The organism is Steroidobacter sp. (genome assembly GCF_036402275.1).
In the GTDB taxonomy this organism is placed as follows: domain Bacteria; phylum Pseudomonadota; class Gammaproteobacteria; order Steroidobacterales; family Steroidobacteraceae; genus Steroidobacter.
In genome coordinates this window covers 1-26,452 of sequence record NZ_DASWTF010000049.1, presented here as the reverse complement: position 1 = coordinate 26,452, position 26,452 = coordinate 1, and the positions used below count along the sequence as shown (strand labels likewise).

Genomic DNA, 26,452 nt, shown 5'->3' with positions numbered 1-26,452 from the left:
TATAGGGAAGTGACGCCGGCGATTCGAGGCCGCTCCTGCGCGGCCCTGCGCTCGCGGCATTCGGGCATCCTGCCCAGCACCACCTTCCCCGGATGTTTTACACTTCGCGTTCGAGTCGCTTCCGGAGCTCCCCGTGTCGCTATTTTCCGATGCCAGCCGCTACATCCCCGGCGGCGTGAACTCTCCCGTCCGAGCTTTTCGCGGCGTCGGCGGCGAGCCTGTTTTCATCGAGCGCGCCGCGGGCGCGCGCGTGTTCGATCAGGACGATCGCGGTTACATCGACTACGTCGGTTCGTGGGGCCCGATGATCCTGGGCCACGCGCATCCCACTGTGATTCGCGCCGTGCAGGAGCGGGCCGCTCTTGGCCTGTCGTTCGGCGCGCCTACGCGCATCGAGACCCAGGTCGCGCAACGTATCTGCGAGATGATGCCGTCGATCGAGCTGGTGCGCATGGTCAGCTCCGGCACCGAAGCGACCATGAGCGCCATCCGCCTGGCGCGCGGCTTCACCGGCCGCGACAAGATCGTGAAGTTCGAGGGCTGCTATCACGGCCACTCCGATTCGCTGCTGGTAAAGGCCGGCTCCGGCGCCCTCACCTTCGGCGTGCCCACCTCGCCGGGCGTGCCTAAGGACTTCGCCGCGCAGACCATCACGCTCGCGTACAACGACATCGCCCAGGTGCAACAGCTCTTCAGCGACAGCGGCGACGAGATCGCGTGCATCATCGTCGAGCCCATTGCCGGCAACATGAATTGCGTGCCGCCGGTGCCGGGCTTCTTGGAAACATTGCGCTCGGTATGCGACCAGCACGGCACGGTGCTGATATTCGACGAAGTGATGACAGGCTTTCGCGTGGCGTGCGGCGGCGCGCAGGCGCTTTATAACATTCGTCCCGACCTGACCACGCTCGGCAAGATCGTCGGCGGCGGCATGCCGGTCGGTGCGTTCGGCGGACGCCGCGACATCATGGAACAAATCGCGCCGCTCGGTCCGGTGTATCAAGCCGGCACGCTGTCCGGCAATCCGGTGGCGATGGCCGCGGGCCTCGCGACGCTCGAGTTGCTCGATCAGCCGCAGTTCTACGAGCAGATCGCCGCGCGTACCACTCAACTCATGGAAGGACTGCAGCACGCCGCCAAGCTCGCCGGGATTGCGCTCTCCACCAACCATGTGTGCGGCATGTTCGGTCTGTTCTTCACGGACAAGACGCCGGTCCGTTACTTCCGCGAAGTGATGGCTTGCGACGTGGAGCGTTTCAAACGTTTCTTCCACGGCATGCTGGACGAAGGCATCTATCTCGCGCCCTCGGCATTCGAAGCAGGTTTCGTGTCAGCGGCCCATACGGCCGCCGACATCGACGCGACGATCGCCGCCGCGAAAAAAGTGTTCGCGGCGCTGTAGACCGGTTGGTTCGAGCTACTTGAACCGGTAGCTCAGATACAAATTGGCGCTGGAGATCTGATAGATCACGTCGCCCCAGGTATTGCCGGGCGGATCGCTCGGCAGCAGAACGTCGCGGGCGATCTTGTCCGTGGCGCGAAGGTCGAGCGTGAGATCGAAACGAGGCATCACGTCGCGAAGCTGCGCGTTGACGCCGCCGTAGTAGCCGTACGCGGCAGTCGGCGCGTCCAGGCGCATCGCTCCTGCGTAAGCGCCGACGGAGAATCTGCGGCTGAGATTGTAGCGATAGTCGAGGGCTCGAACGCCCAGCGCCGTCATGCCGTCGATATCGTCCATCTCGACGCGCACGCCCAGATCGCTGCGTGAAGAGACGGCGCGGCGCACGCCGACGCCGACATGCGGACCGACCGTGGATGTTTTGTCGATCGGCGAGAGACCCTTGTTGGAGGGGTCGAACTCCACGCGACTGGCGTTGACGCCCGCGTCGACAAAGATGTCCACATGTCGCGTCGCCTGCTCGGGCAACGGCTCGAACCCGCCGGCAAACTCGTTCCTGGCGCCCGGCGCGTAGCGCACGAATGCCACGACCCGATTGAAATCCTCGCCGAAGACGTCGCGACCGACGTTGACCTCGGCGCCATATACGAAGTCGCTCCAGGTGCGCGAATAGCGAAGCGCGATGTCATGTTCGCGCTCGTAGTCGCCGACACCATATTCCTCGTTTTGCAGTGTGCGATAACGCAGGTCGAAGAGGCCGCCGAACGGAGCGGCCCAGCCGATGCGCACCATGTGACTTTGCGCGCCGACTGCGTCGCGCGCGATGCGATCGTCGGCGCCCCAATGGCCGATCGGGTGACCGTCGTTGGAGGTGCCCTCCGGATACACGCCGTTCACGTACCAGAGGTTCTGCCAATCGGACACTTCGTAAGTCAGATCGAAGCGATCGAACAGCCGTGGAATATCGATGCCCGCCGACAACGAGACGTTGCCCAGCCGCCAGCCTTCGGCGCGCGAGCCGTCTTCGCCGGCATATTCGAAATACACCGAGAACGGCCGCCGCGTCGGGAATACGAACTTGCTGGTCAATGCCGCCACCTGGTTGCCGAACTGATCGTCGGTGTTCAGGTCGTCGCTGATGTTGTCGTAGCTCGTCGGCCGGAAGAACGCGTTGAGCAGATCGCTAAACGAGCGCTCGCGCTCGCCGCCGGCGAACTGCAGTACGCGGCTTGCGCCCAGCGACCAGCCAGGCACTGGCTCGATTGCAAGGTTCAAGCCGAACAGCCGCGGATTGCCGCTGGTCGTGCGATCCTGGAAGGCAATGTCGTCGACATGCGCCATGCGGGCGATGAACGCCTCGTAGGTGAGATTGAAACCGAACAGCGGTGCGTAGTTCGACAGCGTGACGCTCGGCATGGTCTCCGCCTGCGTGCCGATGAGCATGGTGCTGTCGGTCATCGGCGACCACCAATGCTCGCGATAACCGACGTCGAGTTGCAGGTACTGGGTGCCGATGCTGATCCAGGAACCGGAAGGAATGGTTTCGCCAGGATAGGCCACGCCGCCCAACTGCAGCTGGATGTAGTCGCTGATACGAAACTGCCCCCCGACCGACGCCGCCCATTCGTCTCCCGCGCTCATCCCCAGACGGTTCGGCAATGTTTTATCTGAATCGCGCGTGGCGCCGCCTTCGACGCCCGCGTGCGTCACTCCATAACGGCCGGTGTAAGCGTCGAGATAGGCGCGAACGCGGTCGCAAAGCGCGGGGTCCAGCTTGGACGCCTCGGGCAGTGCGTCCAGCACGACGGCGGCCGCGATCGGACGGCGCACGATGGGCCGGCCCGCCAGCAGCAGCACCTGATCGATCTGACGCTCGATCTCGGGGGAAAGATTCAAAGGAAGATAGGGACTGGGGCCTCGCGCCATCGCCTGGGCGGACAACAACGCGGCGGTCACCAGCACGGTGACCTGGACAATTCGACGACTGCTCAAACCTGCACCTGTTCCTGCGCGAGTAACCTTCCGAGAATCTCATTGTACCGACTCGCGCAGAGCCGATCTCACTCGAAGCGGAAAGTCGCCCCGATTGCTTTCGAACCACCGGCGCGCATTGGCCGACATGCGGGACCACTCCTCGTCGCTCATCGCTACGGCCCGCTCGACCGCGGCCTGCAACCCGGCCGTGCAAAAGTAATAAGTGCTCGACAGTCGCTGCTCGCCGACACGTTCGTACGGCATCAGCAGTCCGCGCTCTTCCGTGACCAGCTCGTTCATCGGCGGAGCCGCCACCGTCAACACCACCGCGCCGACGCTGAGCGCCTCGACGATGTAATGACCCCAGCCTTCGGACAGCGACGGGCAGACATGGAACATGCAGGCGTTCTGCTGCTGGAGCAGCTCGTCCTCGGTGAGATAACCCTCGCGGCGATCGATGTTGGCCGCTCGAATTTCCGGCGCATGCGCCTGGCCATGCCCGATCACCGTCAACGTCGGCCAGTCCGGCCGTTGCGCCCAGAGGCGCAGCAGGCGATCCGTGCCCTTCATGGTGCTCTTGCCGGCGAGGTGGAAAAAACGCCGCTCGCGCGGCACCTCGGGGCGATAGCGATCCTCGCTGTCGAAGCTCAGGAACAGCGTGTGCCGGCCCAGCCGCCGGAAAATCTCGGCCGCGTGCTGGGTCTTGGCCCAGACGTGATCGACGTGCGGCAGGAAGCGCACGTCGTGGCGATCGAACCATTCAGGATTGGGCACGACGGCGCTGCTGCGGGCCCGCGGCAGGAATTCGGACCAGACGTGCTCCAGCATGATGTTCAGGTCCACGTCGCTCGACGGCGCGCGCGAACGACCCAGCTGCAGCTTCACGCCCCATTGGCGGAGATGCGAGCGGCGCCGCTTGGCCGCCGCGGCATCGATCGCGTGCACGCTCACGTCATGGCCGTCCAGGCGCAGACAATCGCTGAGCAGCTTGATATCTCGCATCAGCCCGACGCCGTTCGCCTTGCCGATGATGCGGATTTTGTAAGGAGTCGCCGCTCTGTTAAGCACGTATTCGCTGACCTCGTTGCACGCAGCCCGCCGGGCTCGCCGCCATTCTACGCGGCCGGGCCCGGCAATCAGTCGCGAAACCGTACCCGGATTTTTTCGAATGCCGGGCCGTAGTCGGCCGAGCCGCTGCGCTCGATCACGTCATAACGCAGGGTATTCAGACCATCTTCGGCCGGATCCAGCAGCCCTCGCAGCAACAGGCTGCGCCGCTGACGATTGCGCCGGAGGTGCGCGGGCGACCACAGTGAGCGACGTTGTACCTGCTGGTGAGGCGGATTGGGTAAATCCTCATACGTGCCTTCCAGGTCGTAGTAGCACAGCAACTCGGCCAGCAGCAGGCGGAAGAAAAAATCGTCGTCTTCCTTGCCCCAGCCCCAGTATTCGTTGGAATAGCCGTTCGCGGCCTGCGCCTGCTCCTTGCGGACCGAAACGGCGCCGGAGAAGTAATAATCGGTGTGCTGGCTCTTGCTCTGCGAGCCGATGAGCTTGTTCACCAGCCGCAACGGCTGCGACGGACAGGCGTAGTTCGCGACGATGGGCACGGCGTCGACGTCGTGCAGACAGTAATAGTCGCTCGCTTCGGCGGCGTAATGCATCCCGGCGTTCAGCAGGCGGCCGCGGTTGAACTTGCCGCCGCTCTCCTGCTCCACCACCAGCACGCGATAATTCAGCTGCTGCTCCTGCAGCTTCGCCAGCAGCACCGGCATGAGCTGACGCAGATGATATTCGCGATCCCGATACGGAATGACCACCGTGAGGCGGCAATCGGCGGCGAATGTCAGCGGCCGCGCGATGCGCGAACCGAGCAGACGGCGCGCCATGGGCCGAATGAGCTTCCAGTTTGCGATGCTCACCGGAACATAACGTCCGTCGACACGCAGCTGCTGTAATGGGTCTGTACCCAGGCGCGCGCTGGGCCACCAGCGGTTCAGCCAACGCCAGCCTCGCCTCGCTTCCCGCTGGGCGAACGGATACGTAACGGACAAGTCTCACTCCTGCAGAACCGGGCAGCCTCAAGCTCGCTGCGCTTCGTTCACATTATAGCAATCATGCGCCGCCGGACCGATCGGCCTCCGCTTCGGGCTGTGAAGCGCGTCCGCGCCACTGCAACCCTTGGCCTTGCAAGCGGCCGTGCCGTTCCAGCCGCGCCTGGATGCCGGCCATCGTCCTGTCGTGAGCCTGGGCCAGCTCCGGCACCGATCGGCCGGCGTCGAACTTTTCCAGCAGCTCGCGATCTTCCTGTTCGCTCCATGGCTTGCCGGCGTTGGCGGGCATCCGCCCACGGTTGGCCCGAGCCCTTGTGCGCGCAGTCATCTCCAGCGCGCGGACGGCCACATACAATGCGCGGATCACGTCGACCGACTGATACGGCGAGTCGATCTCGAACATCTCGCCCGTCTGTGGGTTGACGCCGTTCGCCAGCGCGGACACGATGGCCAGAGCCTTGTTGTCATCCATGATGTCGTTCTCCAGAAAACTGCTCTCGATGAATGTGATTTCAATCCGCCTCGCGGCGCGTGCCCTCGAGGCTGGCGCCAGTGTAGGCGCGCCGGCCCTGCGCAAAATCGCTGCATATCTGGCGATTCGTCGAGAAATGCCGCTGCTTTCGGCGCGCAATCTGTTGTTCGGAGTTTGACGTGCGCGCCTTCGCTCTATTCGTCGCGCTGTTGGCGGGCTCGCTGCTCGTCGCGGCCGTGCTCACGTATCCGGCCTGGTGGCTGGTCAGCCTCGTTTCCATCGAGCCGGTCCACCGCGTCATGCATCGCATCGCCATGCTGCTGGCTCTGATAGGACTGGTGGTGCTGACGCGCCGTCTCGGACTGTCCAACAAGGAAGCGCTCGGCTACGGGCTGCCCCGGCGCGATTTCCTGAGACAAATCGGCATCGGGTTCGTGTGCGGCGTGGGCCTGATGTTTCCACTCACGGCCCTGCTGCTCGGACTCGACATCCGCGAAGTGAAGCCAGGCTTCGACGGCGCGTGGCTCGGTCTCATCGCCGGCGGCTTGCTCACCGGCGTTACGGTCGCCTTCATCGAAGAAACATTTTTTCGCGGCGTACTCTTTACCGCCGTGTCACGCACGTCCGGCGCGGCGGCAGCGGTGATTGCTCCCAGCCTGCTGTACGCCTCTTTGCACTTCCTCGGCGGCAAACTTCGTGTGCCGCCGGAAGATGTGTCGTGGGTTCACGGCTTCGAAGTGCTGAGCAAGCTGTTCGAGCGCTACGTGCAGCCGCTGACGTTCGCCGACTCATTCGTGGCCCTCGCCATGCTGGGCGTCCTGTTCGCGCTCGTCCGCCTGCGCACTGGCGCCATCGCCGGCTGCATCGGCCTGCATGCCGCCGGCGTCGCATTCATCGCTGTTTTGCGTGCAGCAACGCGTGTGAATCCTGAGGCTGAGTATGCGGTGCTGGTAGGCTCTTACGACGGCGTCATCGGGTGGGCAGCGCTCGTGTGGTTCACCGTGATCGCCGCCGCATTCGTTCTTTTCACCAACAAGCTGTCGGCGTCGCCTAGGGGGTCCTAGGTTCTCCCGGCAGCTTCGATCCAACAGGGAAGTTGGTCGGAGCAGCAGCTACATGGACGTACGAGCGGGCCGACACGCGATAGCGTGGCGGAGGCGGGTGCGCGGTGCCGGGAGGACCTAGGACCCCCTAGGCGACGCAGGCCACCGACGTCTTCATTCTTATCATGCCTGCCGAATATCCAAACGCTCACGTAACAAACGTAACCGCTCCACGGCATTATCCATTTCCAGACACTGCTGTTTCTCCTGCATGGGCAGCGGCAGAATCTCCGCGAGCCGCATCCCCACCCAGCTGGCGTTCTCGTACATGGGCGGCTCGTCGCCGTAGGCCGCGCCCACCTGGACGAACGCCTGTTTCAGCAACTCGGCGAGAATGCCGAGGTCTTCGGGGATTTCCATGGCCGGTTCGGGCGGCAGCAAGCTCACATCGGCGATGTTCAAGCCATCGCTCTGCGTTTTCACTTCGAGGATGCTGAATCGCTGCTCACCTCGCGCCGTGATGCCAAGCAGGCCGTCGTCGAGGCGCTCGAAATCCACGATTCGTGCAGTCGTGCCGATTGACGTGGTGCGTGCGGCGCCCCCAGCTTCGCGCCCCTCGGTAATGAGCGCGACGCCGAAGTTGCTGCTCTCGCGCATGCAGCGACTCACCATGTCGAGATAACGCGGCTCGAAAATGCGCAGACGCAAGGGACCGCCCGGGAACAGCACCGTGTTGAGCGGAAACAAAGGCAGGACCACCGACATGAGTCCTCCTTGCGTGACTAACGCTTGCGCAGCCGGTCGAGCAATTTTCCGTGAATGCCGCCGAAGCCGCCATTGGACATGATAAGTACGTGATCGCCGCTTACCAATGAACGGTCGAGCGCGCTAATCAGTTCATCCAGATCGCGCACTGTCTGCGCCCGCTTGCCCAAGGCCGCGACCGAGCCCGCCACATCCCAAGTGACATTCGGGCCCTGATACATCCAGACATGGTCGGCCTGCGACAAGGCGCCCGCCAGGGCCGCCGCATGCGTGCCCAGCTTCATCGTGTTCGACCGAGGCTCCAGCACCGCGATCAGCCGCGACGATCCGATCTTCCTTCGCAGACCGTCGATGGTGGTGGCCACCGCCGTGGGGTGGTGCGCAAAATCGTCATAGACCGTGATGCCATTGACCACACCGCGCACTTCCATGCGCCGGCGCACGCCCTGGAATTCCTTCAAAGCGGCGATCGAAGTCTCGATGGACACGCCCGCGCCGCGCGCAGCGAGAATCGCGGCAAGCGCGTTCTCAGCGTTGTGTCGCCCCACCATCGACCAGCTCACCTCGCCCATCACATCGTTACCCTGCATGATGGAGAAGTTGCTGTAGTCGCCGCCCGTGGGTGCGAGCGTGTACCAGGCCGTGTCGCCGTGCATGCCGCTCGCGAAGCGCTCGACGGGCGTCCAGCAACCCATGTCGATCACGTGCATCACATTGGCGTCGCCCGCGTTGGCGACGACCAATCCGTGCCGCGGCACCATGCGCATCAGCTGGTGGAACTGCCATTGGATGGACGCCACGTCGGGATAGATATCGGCGTGGTCGTGCTCGAGATTGTTGAGAATCGCGGTGCGCGGGCGGTAATGGACGAACTTGGCGCGCTTGTCGAAGAACGCGGTGTCGTATTCGTCCGCCTCCACCACGAAGTGCTGACCGCCGCCGATGCGCGCGGTCACGTTGAAATTGCCCGGCACGCCGCCGATCAGGAAGCCCGGATCGAGCCCGCCGTATTCGAGCAGCCAGGTCAGAATGCTGGAGGTCGTGGTCTTGCCGTGCGTGCCGGCCACCGCGAGGGTCCAGCGCTTGTGGAGCACGTGACGCGCCAGCCACTCCGGACCGGACGTGTAGGGAATATCGCTTTCCAGCAGCGCCTCGATCAGCGGATTGCCGCGGCTCATGACGTTGCCGACCACGACGATGTCCGGCTTCAACTTCAGCTGCTCGGGGCCGTAGCCTTCGATGATCTCGATGCCCAGCTCGCGCAGCTGCTCCGACATGGGCGGATAAACGCTTTGATCCGAGCCCGTGACGCGATGGCCCGAGGCGCGCGCGAGCGCCGCGATGCCGCCCATGAAGGTGCCGCAAACGCCAAGAATGTGAACGTGCATTGTTGCCTTTAGCCGCGAAGGTCGAGCATGAACTGCACGACCGCCTGAGTGGAATAAATAATGGCCACGGTGAGCGCGATGCCCGTGATCAGGCCACGATCCAGCGCCAGCATGAAAATGCGCCCGAGCACCAGCGCGGTGATCAGGAAACGCGCCATCAGCCAATTCATCGTCACCTGGTCGCTCCAACCCAGAGCGAGCTGCGCCGAGCGCAATGTCACATCGAGCAGCAGCACCAGCAGGCCCACGCCGAGCGTGGCTGTGATGGTCTGCACGAAGCGCTGCCGGCGACCGAAGAAGGCCAGCACGGCCCACAGCCAGCCGCCCAGCATCAGTACATCCACGCAGATGAACAGCAGCGCGGTGGACTGATCCAGCGCGAACAGCCGCATGCGCACGAAGCCCGTGGCCATGTAGGCGATCAGCGCCAGTGTCGCGAGCAGCGTCGAAGCCGGCAGGTCCTGCGGTCCCTTCCGCCAGAGCGCGATATCGAGGAAGCTTTGCAGAAATCGCAAAATGACCATGAGCGAAACGCGTGTTGCGCCGGCAAGCGCCGCCAGCGACTCCCCTATAATGCAACCAATTGTACACGCCCGCCCATGCAAGCCATCCAACCAGTCACTACGTCCGCTGAACTTCTACATGCGCTCGACCGGCTCACGGACGCCGATTTCGTCGCGCTGGACACCGAGTTCATGCGCGAGAGCACATACTTTCCCAAGCTGTGCCTGGTGCAGATCGCGACGCCGGCTCATTGCACGCTGATCGATCCGCTGGCGCTGCCGGATCTGCAGCCTCTGTGGAATTTCCTGAATGACCGCGCCCGGACCAAAGTCTTGCACGCCGCGCGCCAGGATCTGGAAGTGCTGTCCGTGGCCATGAGCGGCGTGCTCAACGGGCCGATCTTCGATACCCAGATCGCCGCGGCGTTGCTCGGCCAGCCTGCGCAGATCGGCTATGGCGCGTTGGTGGCTGCGCGCCTCGGGCAGCAGCTTGAAAAAGGTCACACGCGCACTGACTGGTCGCGCCGGCCGCTGAGCCCGGAACAATTGCAGTACGCTGAAGACGACGTGCGCTATCTGGTGCCGTTGTATCTGAACCTGCGCGATGCGCTCGAAGAAGCCGGCCGCACGCAGTGGCTGTTCGAAGAGACACGCGAGTTGGAGCATCCGTCGCTCCATCGCACCGAGCCCGAAGCCGCGTGGAAACGATTGAAAGGCTTGGACCGGCTCCGGCCCGATCAGCGAGCCACGGCAAAATTACTCGCGCACTGGCGCGAGGAAACCGCGATCAAACACGACAAGCCGCGCGGCTGGATCCTCGCCGACGACGCCTTGCGCGAGATCGCCGAACGGCTGCCGGGCAGCACCCAGGACTTGGAAAATGTTCGCACGCTGCCCGGAGGGGTGGTGCGCCGTCGCGGCGAAGAACTGCTCGCGCTTGTGACCAAGGGTCGTGAACAAGGGGACAGCGAGCCGGCCATGTCCATCCCTCCTCGCCCTGACCCTCAACAGCTCGCTCTGGTGACCAAGCTGATGAACATCACTCGGACCACAGCGGAAGAGTTGAAGGTCAGCCCCGAACTGCTTGCCACCCGCCGCGACGTGGAACAACTCGTGTTCTCTCGCCGTACTGATCGCCTGAGCTCGGGCTGGCGCAAGGACGTCATCGGCGATCGCCTGATCGCCAAGCTGCAAGACGCAACCTAGCGAACACGTGACCTTCCGGATCAATGGGTTAATGTAACACTTGACCTTCCAAGCAGCGTGCCGATACTGGCTGCATGGAATGGCGAACGCACATCACCATCGATCCGTCCATCTGTCATGGCAAGGCTTGCATAAAGGGCACGCGCATCATGGCTTCCGTGGTGCTGGATAACCTTGCGGCCGGCCAATCTCCGGACGAGATCGTTCAACTGTACCCAACCCTTCGGCGTGAAGACGTGACTGCCGTGATGGCTTATGCGGCGGAACTGGCGCGTGAACGCGTGGTGCTGACCAGCGCGGCGTGAAATTCAAATTAGACGAAAACCTTTCGCCGTCACTGTCCGCAGTGTTCGCCGCCGCGGGACATGAAGCACATTCTGTCGTTCAGCAGGCTCTCGGCGGTCAGCCGGACGAACGCGACATCGATGTGTGCCGGCGCGAGAATCGAGTGCTCGTCACGCTCGACCTCGACTTTTCCAACATTCTCGCCTACCCACCGGCTCAGTTCGCCGGAATCGTCGTCCTGCGCCTGAGTAACCAAGCCCATGCGACGGTCGACGCCGCCTGTCGACGCATGTTGGAGTTGGTGCCTCGGGAGCCTGTGGCTGGGATGCTTTGGATCGTCGAGGAACGCCGCATTCGCATACACGGCTAACTCGTTGCGATCGAGATGAAACATGGCGCGTGGGAACCACGCGCCACTTGAAGACAACGTTATTTCTTCGCGCGAGCCTTGCGGCCAGCGGGCTTCTTCGCGGCTGGGCGCTTGGAAGATTTCTTCGCCGACTTGGTTTTGACAGGCGCTTTCTTGGCGGCCTTGCTCTTGCCGGCGGGCGACTTCTTGCCGGCGGCTTTGCTCTTGGCGGAAGACTTCGCGGCGGGCTTCGCCTTGGACTTCGCGGCCGCCTTTTTGCCGGCCTTCTTCACGGCGCCCTGTTTCGCGGCCGGCTTGGCCGATTTGGCCGCGGCCGACTTGGACGCGGTCTTGGCGGACTTCGGGGCGGATTTCGGCGACGACTTCGTCACTTTCACTTTGGACGCCGGCACGGGCTTCGAAAGCGCCGCGGCTTCCATGCGTTCGGAGACTTCTTCGAGCTCGCCCTCGCCGGCGACCTTGCGCAGCAGGCCGAGCTTGGAATAGTGCTCGATCAGCGGCTTGGTCTGCTGGTCATACACCGCGAGGCGCTTGCCGATGACTTCTTCCTTGTCGTCGGGCCGTTGATGCAGCTCGGTGCCGTCCTTCTCGCAGGTGGTCACGCCTTCCGGCAGCGTGTGCACGTTATACACCGTGCCGCACTTCGGGCAGATGCGGCGGCCGGCAAGGCGTTGCATCAACGTTTCGTTGCGCACGTCCAGCAGCAGCACCGCGTCCAGCGGCTGGCCGATTTCCTCCAGCAGCGTGTTCAGCGAATTCGCCTGCTCGCTGTTGCGGGGAAAGCCGTCGAGGATGAAACCGTTGGCGGCGTCGGGGCGGCCCAGGCGTTCGCGGATCAGTCCGAGCACGATGTCGTCGGACACCAGCTGACCGGCGTCCATGACCGACTTGGCTTGTTTGCCAAGCTCGGTGCCGCGCGCCACGGCGTCGCGCAGCAGATCGCCGGAGGACACCTGAGGCACGCCGTATTTGGTCATCAGGCGCTGCGCCTGTGTCCCTTTGCCCGAACCGGGCGCCCCCAGCAATACGATCCGCATCATTTTTGAATCCGACCTCCCATAAGAGCCGGGGAGGGTACAGAAAGCGAGGTTCGAGCGCTATCCTTCGCGGCCACGGTCACATTGCACAGGTCGAACCATGCCGAAAAAGACTGCGCCGAAGAAGCCCGCTTCGAAAAAGAATGGCCGCCCGGCCCCCCGCAACGCCTTCTACGCCCAGTCCGGCGGCGTGACCGCCGTCATCAACGCCTCGGCCGCGGGCGTCATCGAAGCCTGCCGCGCCAACGACAAGCGCATCGGCAAGGTTTACGCCGGCCGCCACGGCATCGTCGGCGCCTTGACAGAAGATCTGATCGACACCAGCAAGGAGTCCGCCGCCGCGATCCGCGCCCTGCGCCATACGCCGTCCGGCGCGTTCGGCTCGGCGCGTTACAAACTGAAAAAGTTCGAGGACAACCCGGCCCAGTACCAGCGCCTGATCGACGTGTTCAAGGCGCACGACATCGGCTACTTCTTCTACAACGGCGGCGGCGACTCGGCCGACACCTGCCTGAAGGTTTCGCAATTGGCCGACAAGCTCGGCTATCCCATTCAGGCCATTCACGTGCCCAAGACCGTGGATAACGACCTGCCCATCACCGACTGCTGCCCCGGCTTCGGCTCGGTGGCGAAATATGTCGCCGTGTCGATCCGCGAGGCGGGATTCGACGTGGCCTCGATGGCCAAGACGTCCACCAAAGTGTTCATCATGGAAGTCATGGGCCGCCATGCAGGCTGGATCGCGGCCGCCGGCGGCCTGGCCGCGGAGCAAGAAGGCGACGCTCCTCACATCATCCTGTTCCCCGAGATCACGTTCGACGAAGAGAAGTTCTGCGCGCGCGTGAAGGAATGCGTCGAGAAGTACGGCTACTGCGCCATCGTCGTGTCGGAAGGCGTCAAGACGGCGGACGGCAAGTTCCTGTCCGATGCCGGCCTGCGGGACGCCTTCGGTCATACGCAGCTCGGCGGCGTCGCGCCGGTGATCGCGCAGCTGGTGAAGTCCAAGCTGAATTACAAATATCACTGGGCAGTCGCCGACTACCTGCAGCGCGCCGCGCGTCACATCGCGTCGAAAGTGGACGTCGAGCAGGCGTACGCGCTCGGCAAGGCCGCGGTGGAGCTGGCGCTCAAGGGACACAACTCGGTGATGCCGACCATCGTGCGCGCTTCGCAGAACCCGTATCGCTGGAAGATCGGCATGGCGCCGCTCGACAAGGTGGCCAATCAGGAGAAGATGCTGCCGCGTGATTACATCACCGAGGATGGCTTCCACATCACGACCAAGGGCCGCCGTTACCTGAGCCCGCTGATCCGCGGCGAGGATTACCCGCCCTATCGCGACGGACTGCCGCAGTACGTAACGCTCAAGAACGCACCGGTGAAGAAAAAGCTCGACACCCCCTTTGTGCTATAGTCCGGCGCGTTTTTTGCGCTCTTAAATAGTTGTGTACATTTTGTTATTTGCGCGCTTTTTGTACGGACGTTCTATGTCCGTGCACCGAGCGCGCCCCTGACTGGATTGGAACTGACTTACTGACGATCTGCCTGCTGTAAAAATTCGGTCCACAACGATGACCCGCAAGGGGGAGGAAGTTGATGTCCACAGATATCGCGCTTTGGCTCGCGATCGGCGCCGGTGTTCTGGCCGTGCTGTATGGCGTAATTTCGGTCGGTTGGATCAACAAGCAGCCCGCAGGCAACGAGCGCATGCAGGAGATCGCCGCGGCGATCCAGGCCGGCGCCAAGGCATATCTGAATCGTCAGTACTCCACCATTGCGCTCGTCGGCGTCGTGCTGTTGATCGTGCTCGGCCTGGCGTTGGACTGGGCGACGGCGGGCGGCTTCGCGGTCGGCGCCATCCTCTCCGGTCTGGCTGGATACATCGGCATGAACGTTTCGGTGCGCGCCAACGTGCGTACCGCGCAGGCCGCCAGCGTCGGACTCAATCCTGCTCTGCAAGTCGCCTTCCGAGGCGGCGCCATCACCGGCATGCTGGTGGTGGGTCTCGGCATGATCGGTGTCGCGGGTTATTTCACTCTCATGCGCGGCATGATCGGTGACGAGCACGCGTTGCATTCGCTGATCGGTCTGGCCTTCGGCGGCTCGCTCATCTCCATCTTCGCGCGCCTCGGCGGCGGCATCTTCACCAAAGGCGCCGACGTGGGCGCCGACCTGGTCGGCAAGGTCGAAGCCGGCATTCCCGAAGACGATCCGCGCAATCCCGCGGTGATCGCCGACAACGTCGGCGACAACGTCGGCGACTGCGCCGGCATGGCGGCTGACTTGTTCGAAACATACGCGGTGACCGTGGTCGCCACGATGGTGCTCGGCGGCTTGATGTTCCAAGCGGCCGACGGCGGTCTCGACATCCGCTACATCATCTATCCGTTGATGCTCGGCGCTGTTTCAATCGTGGCGTCCATCGTCGGCTCGTACTTCGTGAAGGCGCGCGACGGCGGCAAGATCATGAACGCGCTCTACCGCGGCACCGCCGTCTCCGGCGTGCTGGCGCTGATCGCGTTCTGGTTCGTGACCCACATGGTCATGGGCGAAGCCGCCACGGACTTGTTCGCCTGCGCGGTCATCGGGCTCGTGCTCACAGCAGCGTTGATCTGGATCACCGAGTTCTACACCGCCACGGAATTCTCTCCGGTGCGTTACGTTGCCGCTGCCTCGCAGACAGGTCATGGCACGAACGTGATCGCGGGTCTCGCCGTGTCGATGAAGTCGACCGCGCTGCCGGTGCTCGCGGTGTGTGCGGCGATCTGGGGCGCCTATCACATCGCTGATTTGTACGGCATCGCCATCGCGGCCACCGCGATGCTGTCGATGGCCGGCATGATCGTTGCGCTCGACGCGTATGGCCCCATCACCGACAACGGCGGCGGCATCGCCGAGATGTCGGGTCTGCCGAAAGACGTTCGCAAGATCACCGATGCGCTCGACGCCGTGGGCAACACGACCAAGGCGGTCACCAAAGGTTACGCGATCGGCTCCGCCGGTCTCGCGGCGCTGGTGCTGTTCGCGGACTACACACACAACCTCGAAGCCAGCGGCAAGCTGCAAGCGTTCTCGCTGTCGGATCCGGCCGTGATCATCGGCTTGTTCATCGGCGGCCTCGTGCCCTATCTGTTCGGCGCCATGGCGATGGAAGCTGTCGGTCGCGCAGCAGGCTCGGTGGTCGTGGAAGTGCGCCGTCAGTTCTCGGAGATCAAGGGCATCATGGAAGGCACGGCCAAGCCGGACTACTCCAAGGCGGTGGACATGCTCACACGCGCCGCGATCAAAGAAATGATCGTGCCGTCGCTGCTGCCGATCCTGGTGCCGGTGCTCGTGGCCTTCGGCATGAACTTCCTGATGGGCCCGGGCGCGGGCATTCGCGCGCTGGGCGGCCTGCTGATCGGCACGATCGTGACGGGCCTGTTCGTCGCTATCTCCATGTGCACGGGCGGCGGCGCCTGGGACAACGCCAAGAAGTACATCGAAGAAGGCAACTTCGGCGGCAAAGGCTCGGACACGCACAAGGCGGCGGTCACGGGTGACACGGTCGGCGATCCGTACAAGGACACCGCCGGTCCGGCCATCAATCCGCTGATCAAGATCATCAACATCGTGGCGCTGCTGTTGGTGCCGTTGCTGTAAAGCCAGCCACAGCTGGACAGACGAAGGGCGCAGCTCCGCTGCGCCCTTTTTGTTTCGGTCCTGGCAAACTCCGTCCGTATGGACGACACCCGGAAACCCGCTCGCCCCCTGCCCGCGGCAGCGCGTTATCTGCTGCTGATATTCGCGGTGCTGTGCGTGGCGCTAGGGATCGTCGGGATCTTCATTCCGGGCCTGCCGACGACCGTATTCATTCTGATGGCGGGTTGGGCGGCGGCGCGCAGCTCGCCGCGATTTCATGCCTGGCTGGAAAGTCACAGCCACTTCGGCCCGATGATCAGGGACTGGCGCGAGCGAGGCGCAGTCAGCCGGCGAGCGAAGATCACTGCGACGGTGGTGATGACCCTCTCCGCGGTCGTCCTGTTCTACACCAGCTCACATCGATGGCTGGCGGAAATCATCACATTGCTGATGGCGATAGTGCTGATGTGGCTGTGGCGACGGCCCGAGCCGCCACGTAAGACCTCTTAGCCGATGCTCCGCGCCGGCACGACGCGAGCCAGCGGCTGCGGCCGGCCGAGATAGAAGCCCTGCAGGAAATCGACGCCCATCTTTTTCGCCGCGTCCAGCGCGCCGGCGTCTTCGACCTGCTCGGCGATCACCTGGAAGTTCAGCGTGCGCGCCAGCTTGATCATGGCGGCGACCATCGCCTGGTTCACCGAGTCCACCGCGAGGTTGCGAATGAAGGTGCCGTCGATCTTCAGATAATCCAGCGACAGGTTCTTCAAGTTGCCGAACGAGGACAAGCCGCGCCCGAAATCGTCCAGCGCGAACTGACAGCCCATGCCGTGCAACACGCCGATGAACCGCTGCGCGTGCTCGATGTTGGTGATCACCGAGTTCTCGGTGACTTCGAAACACAGCTGATTCGGCGACACGCCGGTGCGATCGAGCACGTCGACCACGAACTCCAGGAACTGCGGATCGCCGAGCGTCTGACCCGAAAGATTGATGGCGAGGCTGCGGCTCGAAGGCAGGCGGATGCCGCCACGGCCGAGCGCCGTCAACGCAGTCTGCACCACCCAACGATCGACATCCCCCATCAAGCGATAGCGCTCAGCGGCTCGCAGGAACTCCGCCGGCGAGATGCCGCCAGGCACGCTGTCATCCTGTAAGCGCAGTAGCACTTCCAGCGCCGGACCGGTCTCGGTGGCCGACGACGCGATGATGGGCTGCGCCATCAGCTCGAAACGATTGTCCTTGAGCGCCGACTGCAAACGTTGCAGCCACTGAATCTCGCCACGATGACGCGCGACGGCTTCATCGCGCGCCGAATAAACGTGCACGTGATTGCCCTGCTTCTTGGCCACGTAGCAGGCCGAGTCGGCCGCGCTCATCACTTCGTCGGGCGCACCGCTCTCGCGCGAGATCTCGATCAAGCCGACGCTGATACCGATGTTGAAAATCTTGTCTTTCCAGACGAAGCGGTAGTCGCTGATCTTGCGGACCACGTCGTCGGCGATCTGGCGCGCCTTATCGAGCGGACAGCCCACCAGCAACAGACCGAACTCGTCGCCGCCGAGACGACCGACAGTGTCCGAATCGCGCACCGTTTCTTTGATCAGCGCCGCGACCTCGCGCAGCATGCCGTCGCCAGCCATGTGACCGCAGGTGTCGTTCACGGCCTTGAAGCGATCGAGGTCCAGATAGCACAGCACGTGCTTGGCTTCGTTGGTGTGCGCCGTCTGCAGGGATTCTTCGAGCCGACGCTCGAACTCGCGACGATTCACCAGGCCGGTGAGCGCATCGTGGCTCGCCTGATACGACATCTGCTTGGTGATGCCCCGCAGCTCGCTCACGTCGCGCACCACGACGACGGTGCCGACCAGATCGCCCTTCTGTCCTTTCAGCGGCGTCACGGTGAGCTCCACCGACCGCTCTTCGTTGCCGTTACGCGAAATCATCAAGCCGCGGCGGCCCGCCGTGACCTTGGATTGCGTCGCCAGGCAATGCCGCACCGGATCGCCGAGCGAACGCCGGTCGCCTTCGTCGAGCAATTGAATGATGTCGGTGATGCTCTTGCCGAGCGCGTCGACGGCGGTGACGCCCATCAACTGCTCGCCGGCCTGATTCACGTAATCGATACGGCCGCTCACGTCGGTAGTGATGATGCCTTCGCCCAGCGAATCGAGTGTTTCCCACGCAGTCGGCCGGCCACGAGCGGCCGCCGGCACGGGGACGGAGCGCGGCCCCATTTCGATCAGCGTCAACAACAACGCCGGGCCGCCCGAATAGTCGATGCGCACCGCAGACAACTCGGCACGCGCGGTGCCGCCCTGCCCATCCGGATGCAGCTCCACTTCGAGACGATCGAGGCCCGGTTCGCCGGCCAGCGAACGGCGCAAATGTTCGGTGACCAGCTCGGTGTAGTCGGGATGCAGCAGTTCCGCGATCTTCTTGCCGGTGAGATGCTCGGCGGCAGTGGTGCCAGTCAGCGCGGCGAAACGCTCGTTGGCGAACACGATGTGCTCGCGATGCACGGCCACGGCTTCATGCAGGCCGCCCAGCAAACCGACCAGCGATCGCTCGCGCTCACCGATCATCAGTTCTTTCATCGCCATCTGCTCGAGCAGCCGATTGGCGCTCTCGGCGAACTCGGAAGCCGGGCCGGTGACGCGGATACGCTCGGCGAATTTGCCCGAGCGCACGATGCCCTCCAGTTGTCCGGCGGCGCGGCTCAAGGCCGAGCTCCGGCGCTCCCGCCAGAGGATGAAGCCGAGCAGCAGCAGCACTGCGACGGCGAGAGAAATAGTCAAAGTCCCCAACAGGGCACTCACATTGAAACGCTCTTGTCCTTCGATCCCCTGATTGAGCAGGCCAGCGCATGCTGGAGCCCGCCGGTTCGGCTAGATGCAAGCGCGCATCGAAACTGCGCACCAGTGCCTAGATTTCCGGAACAGAGCATAGCGAACGGTGGAACATCTGCCGGGGGGATTGACCATATTGTACGTCGCAAGTCGTGGAATATTGGCCTGAATGTGGCCCTGAAGCGCGCTTCAGGGTTCCCAGCAGGCGCCAGTCGCTATGCAACGACGCGTGCTACCCACCTCCCTGACCGCTTCTTGTGCGACGTAATTAAAGCCCGTACCCTTGCCGCCGCCCGCGCCGCGCCTTGGTTTTCGCGGCTGCAAACGGCCCGGCGGGCGGGGCTGCCAGCACCCCATTTTCGGGGTGGGCGCTGCCCCGGATCAGGCCTGATTTGTCTACGAAAATTGCCTATGAATATCGAGTTGGCTCGCGAGCAGATGATCGAACAGCAGGTGCATGCCTGGGACGTGTTCGACGAGCGGGTCCTGTCCACCATGCGCCAGATCCGGCGCGAGCAGTTCGCCCCCGCCCCGTATGGCGAGGTCGCCTTCGCCGATGCAGCTATCCCGCTGGCGCGCGGCCAGGTGATGCTGCCCGCCAAGATCCAGGGGCGCATCCTGCAGGCCCTCGTCCCGAATCCCGGCGATATCGCGCTGGAAGTGGGCGCGGGCAGCGGTTATCTGAGCGCCTGCCTGGGCCGGCTCTCGGCGCGCGTGCGTTCCTTGGAAATCTTTCCAGAGCTGGCCGAGCTCGCCCAGCGCAACCTGTTTGCCGCCGCCGTCAACAACGTGTCGGTCGAAGTGGCCGATGGCATGCAGCTCACCGAGCAGTCGGCCTACGACGTGATCGCCGTGACCGGCTCGCTGCCGCTCTATGACGAGCGTTTCCAACAGGCGCTGCGCATCGGCGGCCGTTTGTTCGTAGTGGTCGGCCAGGCGCCGGTCATGGAAGCGTGGAAAGTCACGCGCGTCGGTGAACGTGAATGGCAGCGCGAGAGCCTGTTCGAAACGGTGATCGCGCCGCTGGTGAACGCGCCGCGGCCGTCCGAGTTCGTGTTCTGACCTTCTTCACGAGCACGCCATCATGAGCACTCCGCAACCGATCGCCGAGATCACCCCCTCCGAATTCGTTGCCCGCCGCCAGCGTGGCGATGACTTGACCCTGCTCGACGTGCGCGAGGCTTGGGAGCTCGGCGTGGCCAGCGTGCCCGCCGATCAGCCGGTCGTGCACATTCCCATGGGCGAAGTCGCCGACCGCATCGGCGAGCTCGACCGCGGCAAGGAAGTGGCGGTGTTATGCCGTTCAGGCCGGCGTAGCCTGGAAGTCGCAAAGTTTCTGCAACAAAACGGCTTTCGCACGGTCAACGTCGCGGGCGGCATCCTCGCGTGGTCGCGCGAAGTGGATGCAACCATTCCGACCTACTGATGCGTCTAAGTGAGCGCCACCGCGCTCACGACCTGAACGTGGGCTGCCCGGGGATGACACGGACGACGGTGGAAGGAAGAGTCTGTGGCATGGATGGTTAAAGCTTATTCATGCCACGCCGCCGCCTCATAAATTAATTCGCCAGCGTGTCATCATTCGGCGAACGAACCTGGGACTGGAACGAACAAGATGAAAGTACGCGCTCCGCTCATCGTCGCCGCTTGCAGTCTGATTCTCGCCTCGGCCGCGGCCGACGCCGCCGACCTGATCACCGTTTATCAACGCGCCTTGCAGAACGATCCGCAGATCCGCGAAGCGGATGCTCTGCGTCTGGCGAGCCGCGAGTCCAAGCCGCAGGCGTTGGCCTCGTTGTTGCCGCAGGTCGATGCGAGCGGTTCAGCGGAAAAATTCAAATCCGACGGCTCGAGCCTGTTCGCCGATACCGACGAAAGTGGGGTGACCACGTTCATCAACCGCGACACCGAGAACGACACCGAGACGCTCGCCTACCAGGTGCAGCTGCGCCAGCCTGTGTTCCGCTGGGACCAGTGGATGACTCTGAAACGCGCCGACGCGGAAGTCGCGCAGGCCGAAGCGGATTATCAGTTCGCTCAGCAGGACCTGATTCAGCGCACCTCGATTCGATATTTCGATGTGCTCGCCGCGCAAGACACGGTCGACGCCGCGCAGGCATCGCTGGATGCGTTCGCCCGTCAGCTGGAGCAGGCAGAAAAGCGCTTCGAAGTCGGACTGATCGCCATCACGGACGTTCAAGAAGCGCGTGCCGCCCACGATCAGGCCGCGGCCGCGCTGATTCAGGCCAAGCGCACACTCGCGACAGCTCGCGAGTTGCTGCGTGAGTTGACGGGAGAATCGTTCGACCAGCTGGCCGCGCCGGTAGACGACCTGCCGCTGAAGTCCCCGGACCCGGCGAGCGAGGATCAATGGGTCACGACCGCGCTCGACCAGAATCTGCAAGTGATTTCCGCGCGCCTGGCGACCGACATCGCCAAGCAGGACGTGCGTGTGGCCCGCGCGGGTCACCTGCCGTCGCTGGACATCGTCGCAACCCACGCGGGATCGGAAGATAGCGGCACTCGCACGGTGACCAATCCGGGAACACCGCCGCTCAACGTTCCAGCCGATGCGGACGGCCGGTCGGACAGCATCTCCTTGCAAGTGACGGTGCCGATCTATTCCGGCGGCGGCACCTCCTCCCGCGTGCGCCAGCAGGTCTATCTGCACCGGGCGGCGCGTGAGCGTCTGGAACGGGCCAACCGCGAGACCGAGCGCCTCGCTCGCGACTCGTACCTCGGCGTGTTGAGCGAAATCTCACGCGTGCGCGCGCTCCGACAGGCGCTGGAATCCAGCCAGACGGCCTTGCAGGCCACCGAAGCTGGTTTCGAAGTCGGAACGCGTACGACCGTCGACGTGCTCGATGCCCGTCGTCAATTGTTCGAGGCGCAAACCAACTACTTGCGCAGCCGATACGACTACATCTTGAACGTATTGGCGCTGCAACTGGCCACCGGCACGCTCGATCGCGCGGATCTGGAAGAGATCAACACTTACCTGCGCGAACGAAACATCACCCGCTGATTCCGCCCTGCCGACGCCGGAACTCATCCGGCGTCGGTGCGTTGCTTCTCCTCTAGCAACGGCCCACCCGTGGGCAGCAAGGGACCTGCGCCGAAGGAACTGCTTCGACGGAGGCTCCCATGAGCGTAGCCACTCATCATCCACTCGCGGACAGTTCCGATTCGATCGGCCCCGAGCCGCGACCTTTGTCATTGCTCGTCAACGGCAAGGTCTGCACCGCGCTCGCCGATCCAGCAACCACGCTGGTCGAATTTCTGCGCGACGCGCTCGGCTTGACCGGGACGAAAATCGGCTGCGACCGTGGCGCGTGCTCGGCCTGCACGGTCTGGATCGACGGTGAAGTCGCAGCGAGCTGCATGACGCTCGCATTCGACGCGCGCGCGCACAGCATCACCACCATCGAAGGGCTCGCTCCTGACGGACAGCTGCATTCGGTGCAGCGGGCCTTCATCGAGCACGACGCGCTTCAGTGCGGTTTTTGCACGCCGGGCATGGTGATGAGCTGCGCGCATCTGGTGAACAAAAATCCCGATTGCACGCTCGACGACGTCAAGGCGGCGATTTCCGGTCATCTGTGTCGCTGCGGGACGTATCCCAACATTTTCAAAGCGACGCTGGCTGCCGCGGCGGAGGCGCGCGCCGACGAGAGTGGCGGATCGAAATGAGTAACACTGGTTCATTCGAGCAGCGCAGTCTGCAGGCCGGCATCGTCGGCGAGACGATGACTCCGGTGACTCGTAAAATGCCCGGCACGGATCCGCCGGCGTGGCCGACGAACGCCGAGCTCCATGTCGTCGGCAAAGACGTGCCGCGCATGGATGCGTTGGACAAAGTGACTGGCCGCGCGCGTTACACGTTCGACGTGCAACTCCCCGGGATGCTCTACGCACGAGCTATCAACAGCACCGTGCCGCATGCACGGATCAAGTCGATCGACACATCGCTTGTTGAAAGGTATCCGGGTGTGCGCGCCGTGCACGTGCTGGAACGGCTAACGATGGCAGCACAACTACGCGATCCAGGCGCAGAAGCAAATGAGCCCTACCCTGTCATTCGTTTTACCGGTCAACCGATCGCAGCCGTCGCGGCGATCTCGGCTCGCGCCGCTGAAGCGGCCGCCCAGTTGATCCGCATCGAATACGAGCCCCTTCCGCATGTCACGGAATTGGACCAGGCGATGCAGACGAATGCTCCCGCCGTGTTTCCCGGCCCAACCGAGCAAGCATCGAGTGCTGGCGGCGGTGGCGCGCCTCGCGGGCTGCCGCAGAAAGGAAATCTACGCGGACCGAGCAAGAGTGGCTCGCATGGTGACATCGGGCGCGGCTTTCGCGACGCCGACGTCGTCGTCGAGGGCGAGTATCGAACGCAGGTTCAAACTCACACGCCACTCGAAGCGCACGGAATCGTTGCGGACTGGCGTGACGATGAGCTGACGCTCTACGCTTCGACACAGCACGTCTTCAGCGTTCGAGAAGAAGCTGCTGAAATTTTCGAGCTGCCCCAAGAGAAAATTCGCGTCATCAGCGACTACACCGGCGGTGGCTTCGGGGCCAAATACGGCGTCGGCAACTACGGCACTTTGGCCATTCATCTGTCGCGCAAAGCCGGCGCGCCCGTGCGCTTGGTGCTCGATCGACGCGAGGAGCACGTTTCGGTGGGCAATCGGCCCAGCAGCTTGCAGCGCCTGAAGATCGGCGCCAAACGCGACGGTACGTTGACGGCTATCGAGCTGCACAGCTTCGGTAGTGGCGGCGTTGCGGCGGGCGCTGGCGTGGGATCGTGTCATCACAACATGTATCCCTGCCCGAACGTGAGCATCGAGCACTACGATGTCTTCACCAACGCTGGTCCCTGCGCGGCGTTCCGCGGCCCAGGTCAGACTCAAGGAATATTCGCCTTCGAGCAGGCCATCGACGCCGTGGCGGCGCGCCTTCAGATGGATCCCGTGGCGCTACGGAACAAGATCGATACGCGTGACGCCGATGACGTTCGCGCTCGTGCGGCGGAGCGTCGCATTGGCGCGGAGAAGTTTGGCTGGTCGCGGCGGAGCGCGCCCGGCAGCGATTCTGGGCCGATCAAACGTGGCATGGGCATGGCGCAGTCGATGTGGCCGTACATCGTGAATGGTTACACCACCTGCGAGGTGCGCATCTCTGGCGACGGCGCCGTCGATGCATTCTGTGGCACGCAGGACATCGGCACCGGGACGCGAACCGTCTTTGCGCAGGTCGTCGCTGAAGAACTGGGCCTCCAGCCCGAAGCAATCGATGTTCATGTCGGTGACACGCGCTTTCCGCCAGGTCCGCCGTCGGGCGGCAGTCGCGTCACCAGCTCGCTCACACCTGCGGCTCGCAATGCCGCCTATGCAGCCGCTCGTGACATTGCGAATCGAGTCGCGCCCTTGCTGAGTGCGAAGGGCGAGGAGTTGGTGTTTCGTGGCGGCCGGATCGAGAAACGTGACGATCCGGCCGTTTCGCTCGGGTTTGCCGAGGCGCTGCGGCGAGCTGGGGTCGAGTCACTGGTTCATCGCGCCGACCGTCGCGACGACTATGAAGGTTACGCACACAAGGCCGGCGATCTTCACATCAGTCCGCATGCCATTGGCGGCGTGCAGTTCGCTGAGGTCAGCGTCGATACTGAAACGGGCGTGGTCAAGGTCGAGCGCGTGCTGGCCGTGCACGATTGCGGGCGGCCCATCAATCCCAAGCTGGTGGAAAGTCAGATTCTCGGCGGCGTGATCCAGGGCGTGAGTTACGCGCTCTACGAAGATCGTCGCCTCGACGCGGCGACTGGCGTGCAACTCAATGCGAACATCGATCAGTACAAGATGGTCGGTTCGCGCGAGACGCCGCAAATCGAAGTACACGTCATCGAGCTGCTCGGCCGGCAATCATCTACCGACGCTCGCGGCGTGGCCGAGCCCGCCAACGTCGCCACCGCTGCCGCGATCGCCAACGCGTTCTTCAACGCGACCGGCAAGCGGATCTATACGCTGCCGATGACACCCGCGAACGTGCTCGCGGCGCTGCGTTCGGAGCAGCCATGAAAAGCTTCGAGTGGGTGGATGCGAAGTCAGTCGAGCAGGCAGCCGCGTTGCTGGCCGCCACTTCGGCGCGTGAACCGGTGGTTGCGAAAGCGGGCGGCATGGACCTGCTCGACCTCATGAAAGAAGGCATCGTCCAGCCCTCGCGCGTCGTCAATCTCAAGTCGATTCGGTCGCTTGATGATATCCAGCTCGATAGGTCTGGAATGCAGCTCGGCGCGTTGGTGACACTGGCGCGGATCGAGCGGGACGCCGGCCTCCGATCTCACTATCGCGCCTTGGCCGAGGCGGCGGGTCATGCGGCCACGCCCCAGGTAAGGAATGCCGCCACCATCGGCGGCAACTTGTTACAACGGCCACGCTGTTGGTATTTCCGTAACGAACACTTCCACCAGGTCGCGAAGGCGGACCACAGCGAACATCAACACCATGCCATCTTCGACAATCAGCAGACTGTCATGGTGCATGCGTCGACACTCGCGACGCCCCTGCTCGCTTATGACGCGAGTGTGCATCTGACGTTAGGTCACGGCTCGTCGCGGACTGTTCTGCTGAAGGATTTTCTGCTGCCACCTGCAATGGAGCGCGACAGAGACACTCTGATTGCCGATGGTGAGATTCTGACTGACGTTCGTGTCCCGGCGATTCAGGCGAACACTCGCTGCGCGTATCACAAGCAGACCGAGCGTGACAGTTACGACTGGCCTATCTGTGACGTTGCCGTCGTGCTCCAAATGAATGGCGCTGTGGTGGCGAACGCGAAGATCGTCCTCGGGTGGGTCGCGCCCACTCCCCGTCGCGCCGTCGATGCTGAAGAGATATTGGTGGGCCGCGAGATCGACGAACAATCCGCCATCGAAGCCGCCGCCGCTGCCGTCCAAGCGGCGACTCCGCTCGCCAAGAACGCCTATAAGGTCGATGTGCTTCGAGCAGTCGTCAAACGAACGATCCTCGCCGCCCGCTGACTCATTGCTTCATCCGCGGTGACCGAGCAGTCGCGCCGGCAGGAACAACACAGCCTTAATGAACGCAAACAGCGCTTCGACCACCACTCCCAGCGCGCGGAATGGCAGCGCCAGCAGCCACAACAGCGGCAGCAAGAAAATGGCAAGCAGCGCCAGAGGCCAGGCGACCACAAACAACAGACACCAGGCGATCACGACCAGCACGAACGACATTGCCCTCTCCTTCAACGCCACATGAATTGGCGCTCTCGTTGCTTGAGACGTGACAATGCTTTGAAAGGTTGCACGGAGTTTGGCAGCGGAAGAGAACAGCAACCGGGAGAACAGCGACCTGCACGATGCTCTCTTCGGGAGCGTTCATCCGACCTTTCAGCGTCGTCTGAGGTGCCGTCTCTCCTCCCGGCATTGTCGAGAAAGAGGGACCTTTTCGGCAAAGTGCGCCCAGGGATGGGACCC

Annotated in this window: 24 protein-coding genes; 14 read left to right on the top strand and 10 right to left on the bottom strand. The window is 63.5% G+C overall.

Annotated elements, in window-relative coordinates:
* Window positions 1-133 precede the first annotated feature (133 nt).
* On the top strand, window positions 134-1,402 hold the full coding sequence (gene hemL / locus VGD45_RS29010) for a glutamate-1-semialdehyde 2,1-aminomutase (protein ID WP_331158891.1): 1,269 nt from the start codon (window positions 134-136) through the stop codon (window positions 1,400-1,402).
* A 15-nt stretch (window positions 1,403-1,417) separates the two neighbouring features.
* On the opposite strand, the gene VGD45_RS29005 is transcribed toward hemL, so the two are convergent.
* From VGD45_RS29005 to VGD45_RS28990, 4 genes are all read right to left on the bottom strand, one after another.
* On the bottom strand, window positions 1,418-3,391 hold the full coding sequence (locus VGD45_RS29005) for a capsule assembly Wzi family protein (protein ID WP_331158890.1): 1,974 nt from the start codon (window positions 3,389-3,391) through the stop codon (window positions 1,418-1,420).
* Between the two features lie 39 nt (window positions 3,392-3,430).
* The gene (locus VGD45_RS29000; RefSeq protein ID WP_331158889.1) at window positions 3,431-4,441 is read right to left on the bottom strand and encodes a glycosyltransferase; all 1,011 of its coding nucleotides are present in this window, start codon (window positions 4,439-4,441) and stop codon (window positions 3,431-3,433) included.
* 68 nt (window positions 4,442-4,509) lie between these two features.
* Window positions 4,510-5,427, bottom strand: a complete 918-nt coding sequence (locus VGD45_RS28995) for a galactosyltransferase-related protein (RefSeq protein ID WP_331158888.1) — start codon at window positions 5,425-5,427, stop codon at window positions 4,510-4,512.
* Between the two features lie 61 nt (window positions 5,428-5,488).
* Window positions 5,489-5,899 carry a hypothetical protein gene (locus VGD45_RS28990; RefSeq protein WP_331158887.1) on the bottom strand — a complete coding sequence of 137 codons (411 nt, stop codon included), beginning with the start codon at window positions 5,897-5,899 and terminating at the stop codon, window positions 5,489-5,491.
* A gap of 179 nt (window positions 5,900-6,078) precedes the next feature.
* Between VGD45_RS28990 and VGD45_RS28985 the strand changes: the two genes are divergently transcribed.
* Window positions 6,079-6,963 (top strand): CPBP family intramembrane glutamic endopeptidase, encoded by an 885-nt coding sequence (locus tag VGD45_RS28985; RefSeq protein WP_331158886.1) that lies wholly within the window; start codon window positions 6,079-6,081, stop codon window positions 6,961-6,963.
* Between the two features lie 162 nt (window positions 6,964-7,125).
* On the opposite strand, the gene VGD45_RS28980 is transcribed toward VGD45_RS28985, so the two are convergent.
* The 3 genes from VGD45_RS28980 to VGD45_RS28970 are packed head-to-tail and all read right to left on the bottom strand — an operon-like array spanning window position 7,126 to window position 9,619.
* Window positions 7,126-7,707, bottom strand: a complete 582-nt coding sequence (locus VGD45_RS28980) for an LON peptidase substrate-binding domain-containing protein (protein WP_331158885.1) — start codon at window positions 7,705-7,707, stop codon at window positions 7,126-7,128.
* Window positions 7,708-7,724: 17 nt separating this feature from the next.
* Window positions 7,725-9,095, bottom strand: coding sequence for a UDP-N-acetylmuramate:L-alanyl-gamma-D-glutamyl-meso-diaminopimelate ligase (gene mpl / locus VGD45_RS28975; RefSeq protein WP_331158884.1), 1,371 nt, complete (start codon window positions 9,093-9,095; stop codon window positions 7,725-7,727).
* Window positions 9,096-9,103: 8 nt separating this feature from the next.
* A complete protein-coding gene (locus VGD45_RS28970; RefSeq protein WP_331158883.1) occupies window positions 9,104-9,619 on the bottom strand; it encodes a hypothetical protein in 516 nt (171 codons plus the stop codon).
* Between the two features lie 75 nt (window positions 9,620-9,694).
* Here VGD45_RS28970 and rnd point away from each other — a divergent pair, with 75 nt between their 5' ends.
* From rnd to VGD45_RS28955, 3 genes are all read left to right on the top strand, one after another.
* Window positions 9,695-10,804 (top strand): ribonuclease D, encoded by a 1,110-nt coding sequence (gene rnd, locus VGD45_RS28965; protein ID WP_331158882.1) that lies wholly within the window; start codon window positions 9,695-9,697, stop codon window positions 10,802-10,804.
* Window positions 10,805-10,878: 74 nt separating this feature from the next.
* Window positions 10,879-11,109: a DUF433 domain-containing protein gene (locus tag VGD45_RS28960; RefSeq protein ID WP_331158881.1), complete on the top strand. Its 231-nt coding sequence runs from the start codon at window positions 10,879-10,881 to the stop codon at window positions 11,107-11,109.
* Complete coding sequence (locus tag VGD45_RS28955; protein WP_331158880.1) at window positions 11,106-11,459, top strand: DUF5615 family PIN-like protein; 354 nt, start codon at window positions 11,106-11,108, stop codon at window positions 11,457-11,459. Before VGD45_RS28960 ends, VGD45_RS28955 begins: the two co-directional genes overlap by 4 nt.
* 59 nt (window positions 11,460-11,518) lie before the next feature.
* On the opposite strand, the gene VGD45_RS28950 is transcribed toward VGD45_RS28955, so the two are convergent.
* Window positions 11,519-12,499 carry an adenylate kinase gene (locus tag VGD45_RS28950; RefSeq protein WP_331158879.1) on the bottom strand — a complete coding sequence of 327 codons (981 nt, stop codon included), beginning with the start codon at window positions 12,497-12,499 and terminating at the stop codon, window positions 11,519-11,521.
* Window positions 12,500-12,596: 97 nt separating this feature from the next.
* Between VGD45_RS28950 and VGD45_RS28945 the strand changes: the two genes are divergently transcribed.
* The 3 genes from VGD45_RS28945 (at window position 12,597) to VGD45_RS28935 (ending at window position 16,627) form a co-directional block, all read left to right on the top strand.
* Window positions 12,597-13,910 carry a 6-phosphofructokinase gene (locus tag VGD45_RS28945; protein WP_331158878.1) on the top strand — a complete coding sequence of 438 codons (1,314 nt, stop codon included), beginning with the start codon at window positions 12,597-12,599 and terminating at the stop codon, window positions 13,908-13,910.
* 182 nt (window positions 13,911-14,092) lie between these two features.
* Entirely contained in the window at window positions 14,093-16,138 is a 2,046-nt protein-coding gene (locus VGD45_RS28940) for a sodium-translocating pyrophosphatase (RefSeq protein ID WP_331158877.1), read from the top strand.
* A 78-nt stretch (window positions 16,139-16,216) separates the two neighbouring features.
* Window positions 16,217-16,627, top strand: a complete 411-nt coding sequence (locus tag VGD45_RS28935) for a YbaN family protein (RefSeq protein WP_331158876.1) — start codon at window positions 16,217-16,219, stop codon at window positions 16,625-16,627.
* On the opposite strand, the gene VGD45_RS28930 is transcribed toward VGD45_RS28935, so the two are convergent.
* Complete coding sequence (locus tag VGD45_RS28930) at window positions 16,624-18,933, bottom strand: EAL domain-containing protein (RefSeq protein ID WP_331158875.1); 2,310 nt, start codon at window positions 18,931-18,933, stop codon at window positions 16,624-16,626. The two genes, VGD45_RS28935 and VGD45_RS28930, sit on opposite strands and share 4 nt — an antisense overlap.
* Before the next feature lie 441 nt (window positions 18,934-19,374).
* On the opposite strand from VGD45_RS28930, the gene VGD45_RS28925 reads away from it, so the two are divergent.
* From VGD45_RS28925 to VGD45_RS28900, 6 genes are all read left to right on the top strand, one after another.
* The gene (locus VGD45_RS28925) at window positions 19,375-20,025 is read left to right on the top strand and encodes a protein-L-isoaspartate O-methyltransferase (protein WP_331158874.1); all 651 of its coding nucleotides are present in this window, start codon (window positions 19,375-19,377) and stop codon (window positions 20,023-20,025) included.
* A 22-nt stretch (window positions 20,026-20,047) separates the two neighbouring features.
* Entirely contained in the window at window positions 20,048-20,389 is a 342-nt protein-coding gene (locus tag VGD45_RS28920) for a rhodanese-like domain-containing protein (RefSeq protein ID WP_331158873.1), read from the top strand.
* Window positions 20,390-20,578: 189 nt separating this feature from the next.
* Entirely contained in the window at window positions 20,579-21,988 is a 1,410-nt protein-coding gene (locus VGD45_RS28915) for a TolC family outer membrane protein (RefSeq protein ID WP_331158872.1), read from the top strand.
* Between the two features lie 119 nt (window positions 21,989-22,107).
* Entirely contained in the window at window positions 22,108-22,653 is a 546-nt protein-coding gene (locus VGD45_RS28910) for a (2Fe-2S)-binding protein (protein WP_331158871.1), read from the top strand.
* Window positions 22,650-25,034 carry a xanthine dehydrogenase family protein molybdopterin-binding subunit gene (locus tag VGD45_RS28905; RefSeq protein WP_331158870.1) on the top strand — a complete coding sequence of 795 codons (2,385 nt, stop codon included), beginning with the start codon at window positions 22,650-22,652 and terminating at the stop codon, window positions 25,032-25,034. Before VGD45_RS28910 ends, VGD45_RS28905 begins: the two co-directional genes overlap by 4 nt.
* A complete protein-coding gene (locus VGD45_RS28900) occupies window positions 25,031-25,996 on the top strand; it encodes an FAD binding domain-containing protein (RefSeq protein WP_331158869.1) in 966 nt (321 codons plus the stop codon). Before VGD45_RS28905 ends, VGD45_RS28900 begins: the two co-directional genes overlap by 4 nt.
* 9 nt (window positions 25,997-26,005) lie before the next feature.
* Here VGD45_RS28900 and VGD45_RS28895 read toward each other — a convergent pair whose 3' ends face one another.
* Complete coding sequence (locus tag VGD45_RS28895) at window positions 26,006-26,209, bottom strand: hypothetical protein (RefSeq protein ID WP_331158868.1); 204 nt, start codon at window positions 26,207-26,209, stop codon at window positions 26,006-26,008.
* Between the last annotated feature and the right edge of the window lie 243 nt (window positions 26,210-26,452).

Excerpts from the sequence above, each read along its gene's own strand:
- VGD45_RS28990 (WP_331158887.1), bottom strand. The coding sequence starts at position 5,899 with ATGGATGACAACAAGGCTCTGGCCATCGTGTCCGCGCTGGCGAACGGC.
- VGD45_RS28980 (WP_331158885.1), bottom strand. The coding sequence starts at position 7,707 with ATGTCGGTGGTCCTGCCTTTGTTTCCGCTCAACACGGTGCTGTTCCCG.
- mpl (WP_331158884.1), bottom strand. The coding sequence starts at position 9,095 with ATGCACGTTCACATTCTTGGCGTTTGCGGCACCTTCATGGGCGGCATC.
- VGD45_RS28970 (WP_331158883.1), bottom strand. The coding sequence starts at position 9,619 with ATGGTCATTTTGCGATTTCTGCAAAGCTTCCTCGATATCGCGCTCTGG.
- rnd (WP_331158882.1), top strand. The coding sequence starts at position 9,695 with ATGCAAGCCATCCAACCAGTCACTACGTCCGCTGAACTTCTACATGCG.
- VGD45_RS28960 (WP_331158881.1), top strand. The coding sequence starts at position 10,879 with ATGGAATGGCGAACGCACATCACCATCGATCCGTCCATCTGTCATGGC.
- VGD45_RS28950 (WP_331158879.1), bottom strand. The coding sequence starts at position 12,499 with ATGATGCGGATCGTATTGCTGGGGGCGCCCGGTTCGGGCAAAGGGACA.
- VGD45_RS28945 (WP_331158878.1), top strand. The coding sequence starts at position 12,597 with ATGCCGAAAAAGACTGCGCCGAAGAAGCCCGCTTCGAAAAAGAATGGC.
- VGD45_RS28940 (WP_331158877.1), top strand. The coding sequence starts at position 14,093 with ATGTCCACAGATATCGCGCTTTGGCTCGCGATCGGCGCCGGTGTTCTG.
- VGD45_RS28935 (WP_331158876.1), top strand. The coding sequence starts at position 16,217 with ATGGACGACACCCGGAAACCCGCTCGCCCCCTGCCCGCGGCAGCGCGT.
- VGD45_RS28925 (WP_331158874.1), top strand. The coding sequence starts at position 19,375 with ATGAATATCGAGTTGGCTCGCGAGCAGATGATCGAACAGCAGGTGCAT.
- VGD45_RS28920 (WP_331158873.1), top strand. The coding sequence starts at position 20,048 with ATGAGCACTCCGCAACCGATCGCCGAGATCACCCCCTCCGAATTCGTT.
- VGD45_RS28915 (WP_331158872.1), top strand. The coding sequence starts at position 20,579 with ATGAAAGTACGCGCTCCGCTCATCGTCGCCGCTTGCAGTCTGATTCTC.
- VGD45_RS28910 (WP_331158871.1), top strand. The coding sequence starts at position 22,108 with ATGAGCGTAGCCACTCATCATCCACTCGCGGACAGTTCCGATTCGATC.
- VGD45_RS28905 (WP_331158870.1), top strand. The coding sequence starts at position 22,650 with ATGAGTAACACTGGTTCATTCGAGCAGCGCAGTCTGCAGGCCGGCATC.
- VGD45_RS28900 (WP_331158869.1), top strand. The coding sequence starts at position 25,031 with ATGAAAAGCTTCGAGTGGGTGGATGCGAAGTCAGTCGAGCAGGCAGCC.
- VGD45_RS28895 (WP_331158868.1), bottom strand. The coding sequence starts at position 26,209 with ATGTCGTTCGTGCTGGTCGTGATCGCCTGGTGTCTGTTGTTTGTGGTC.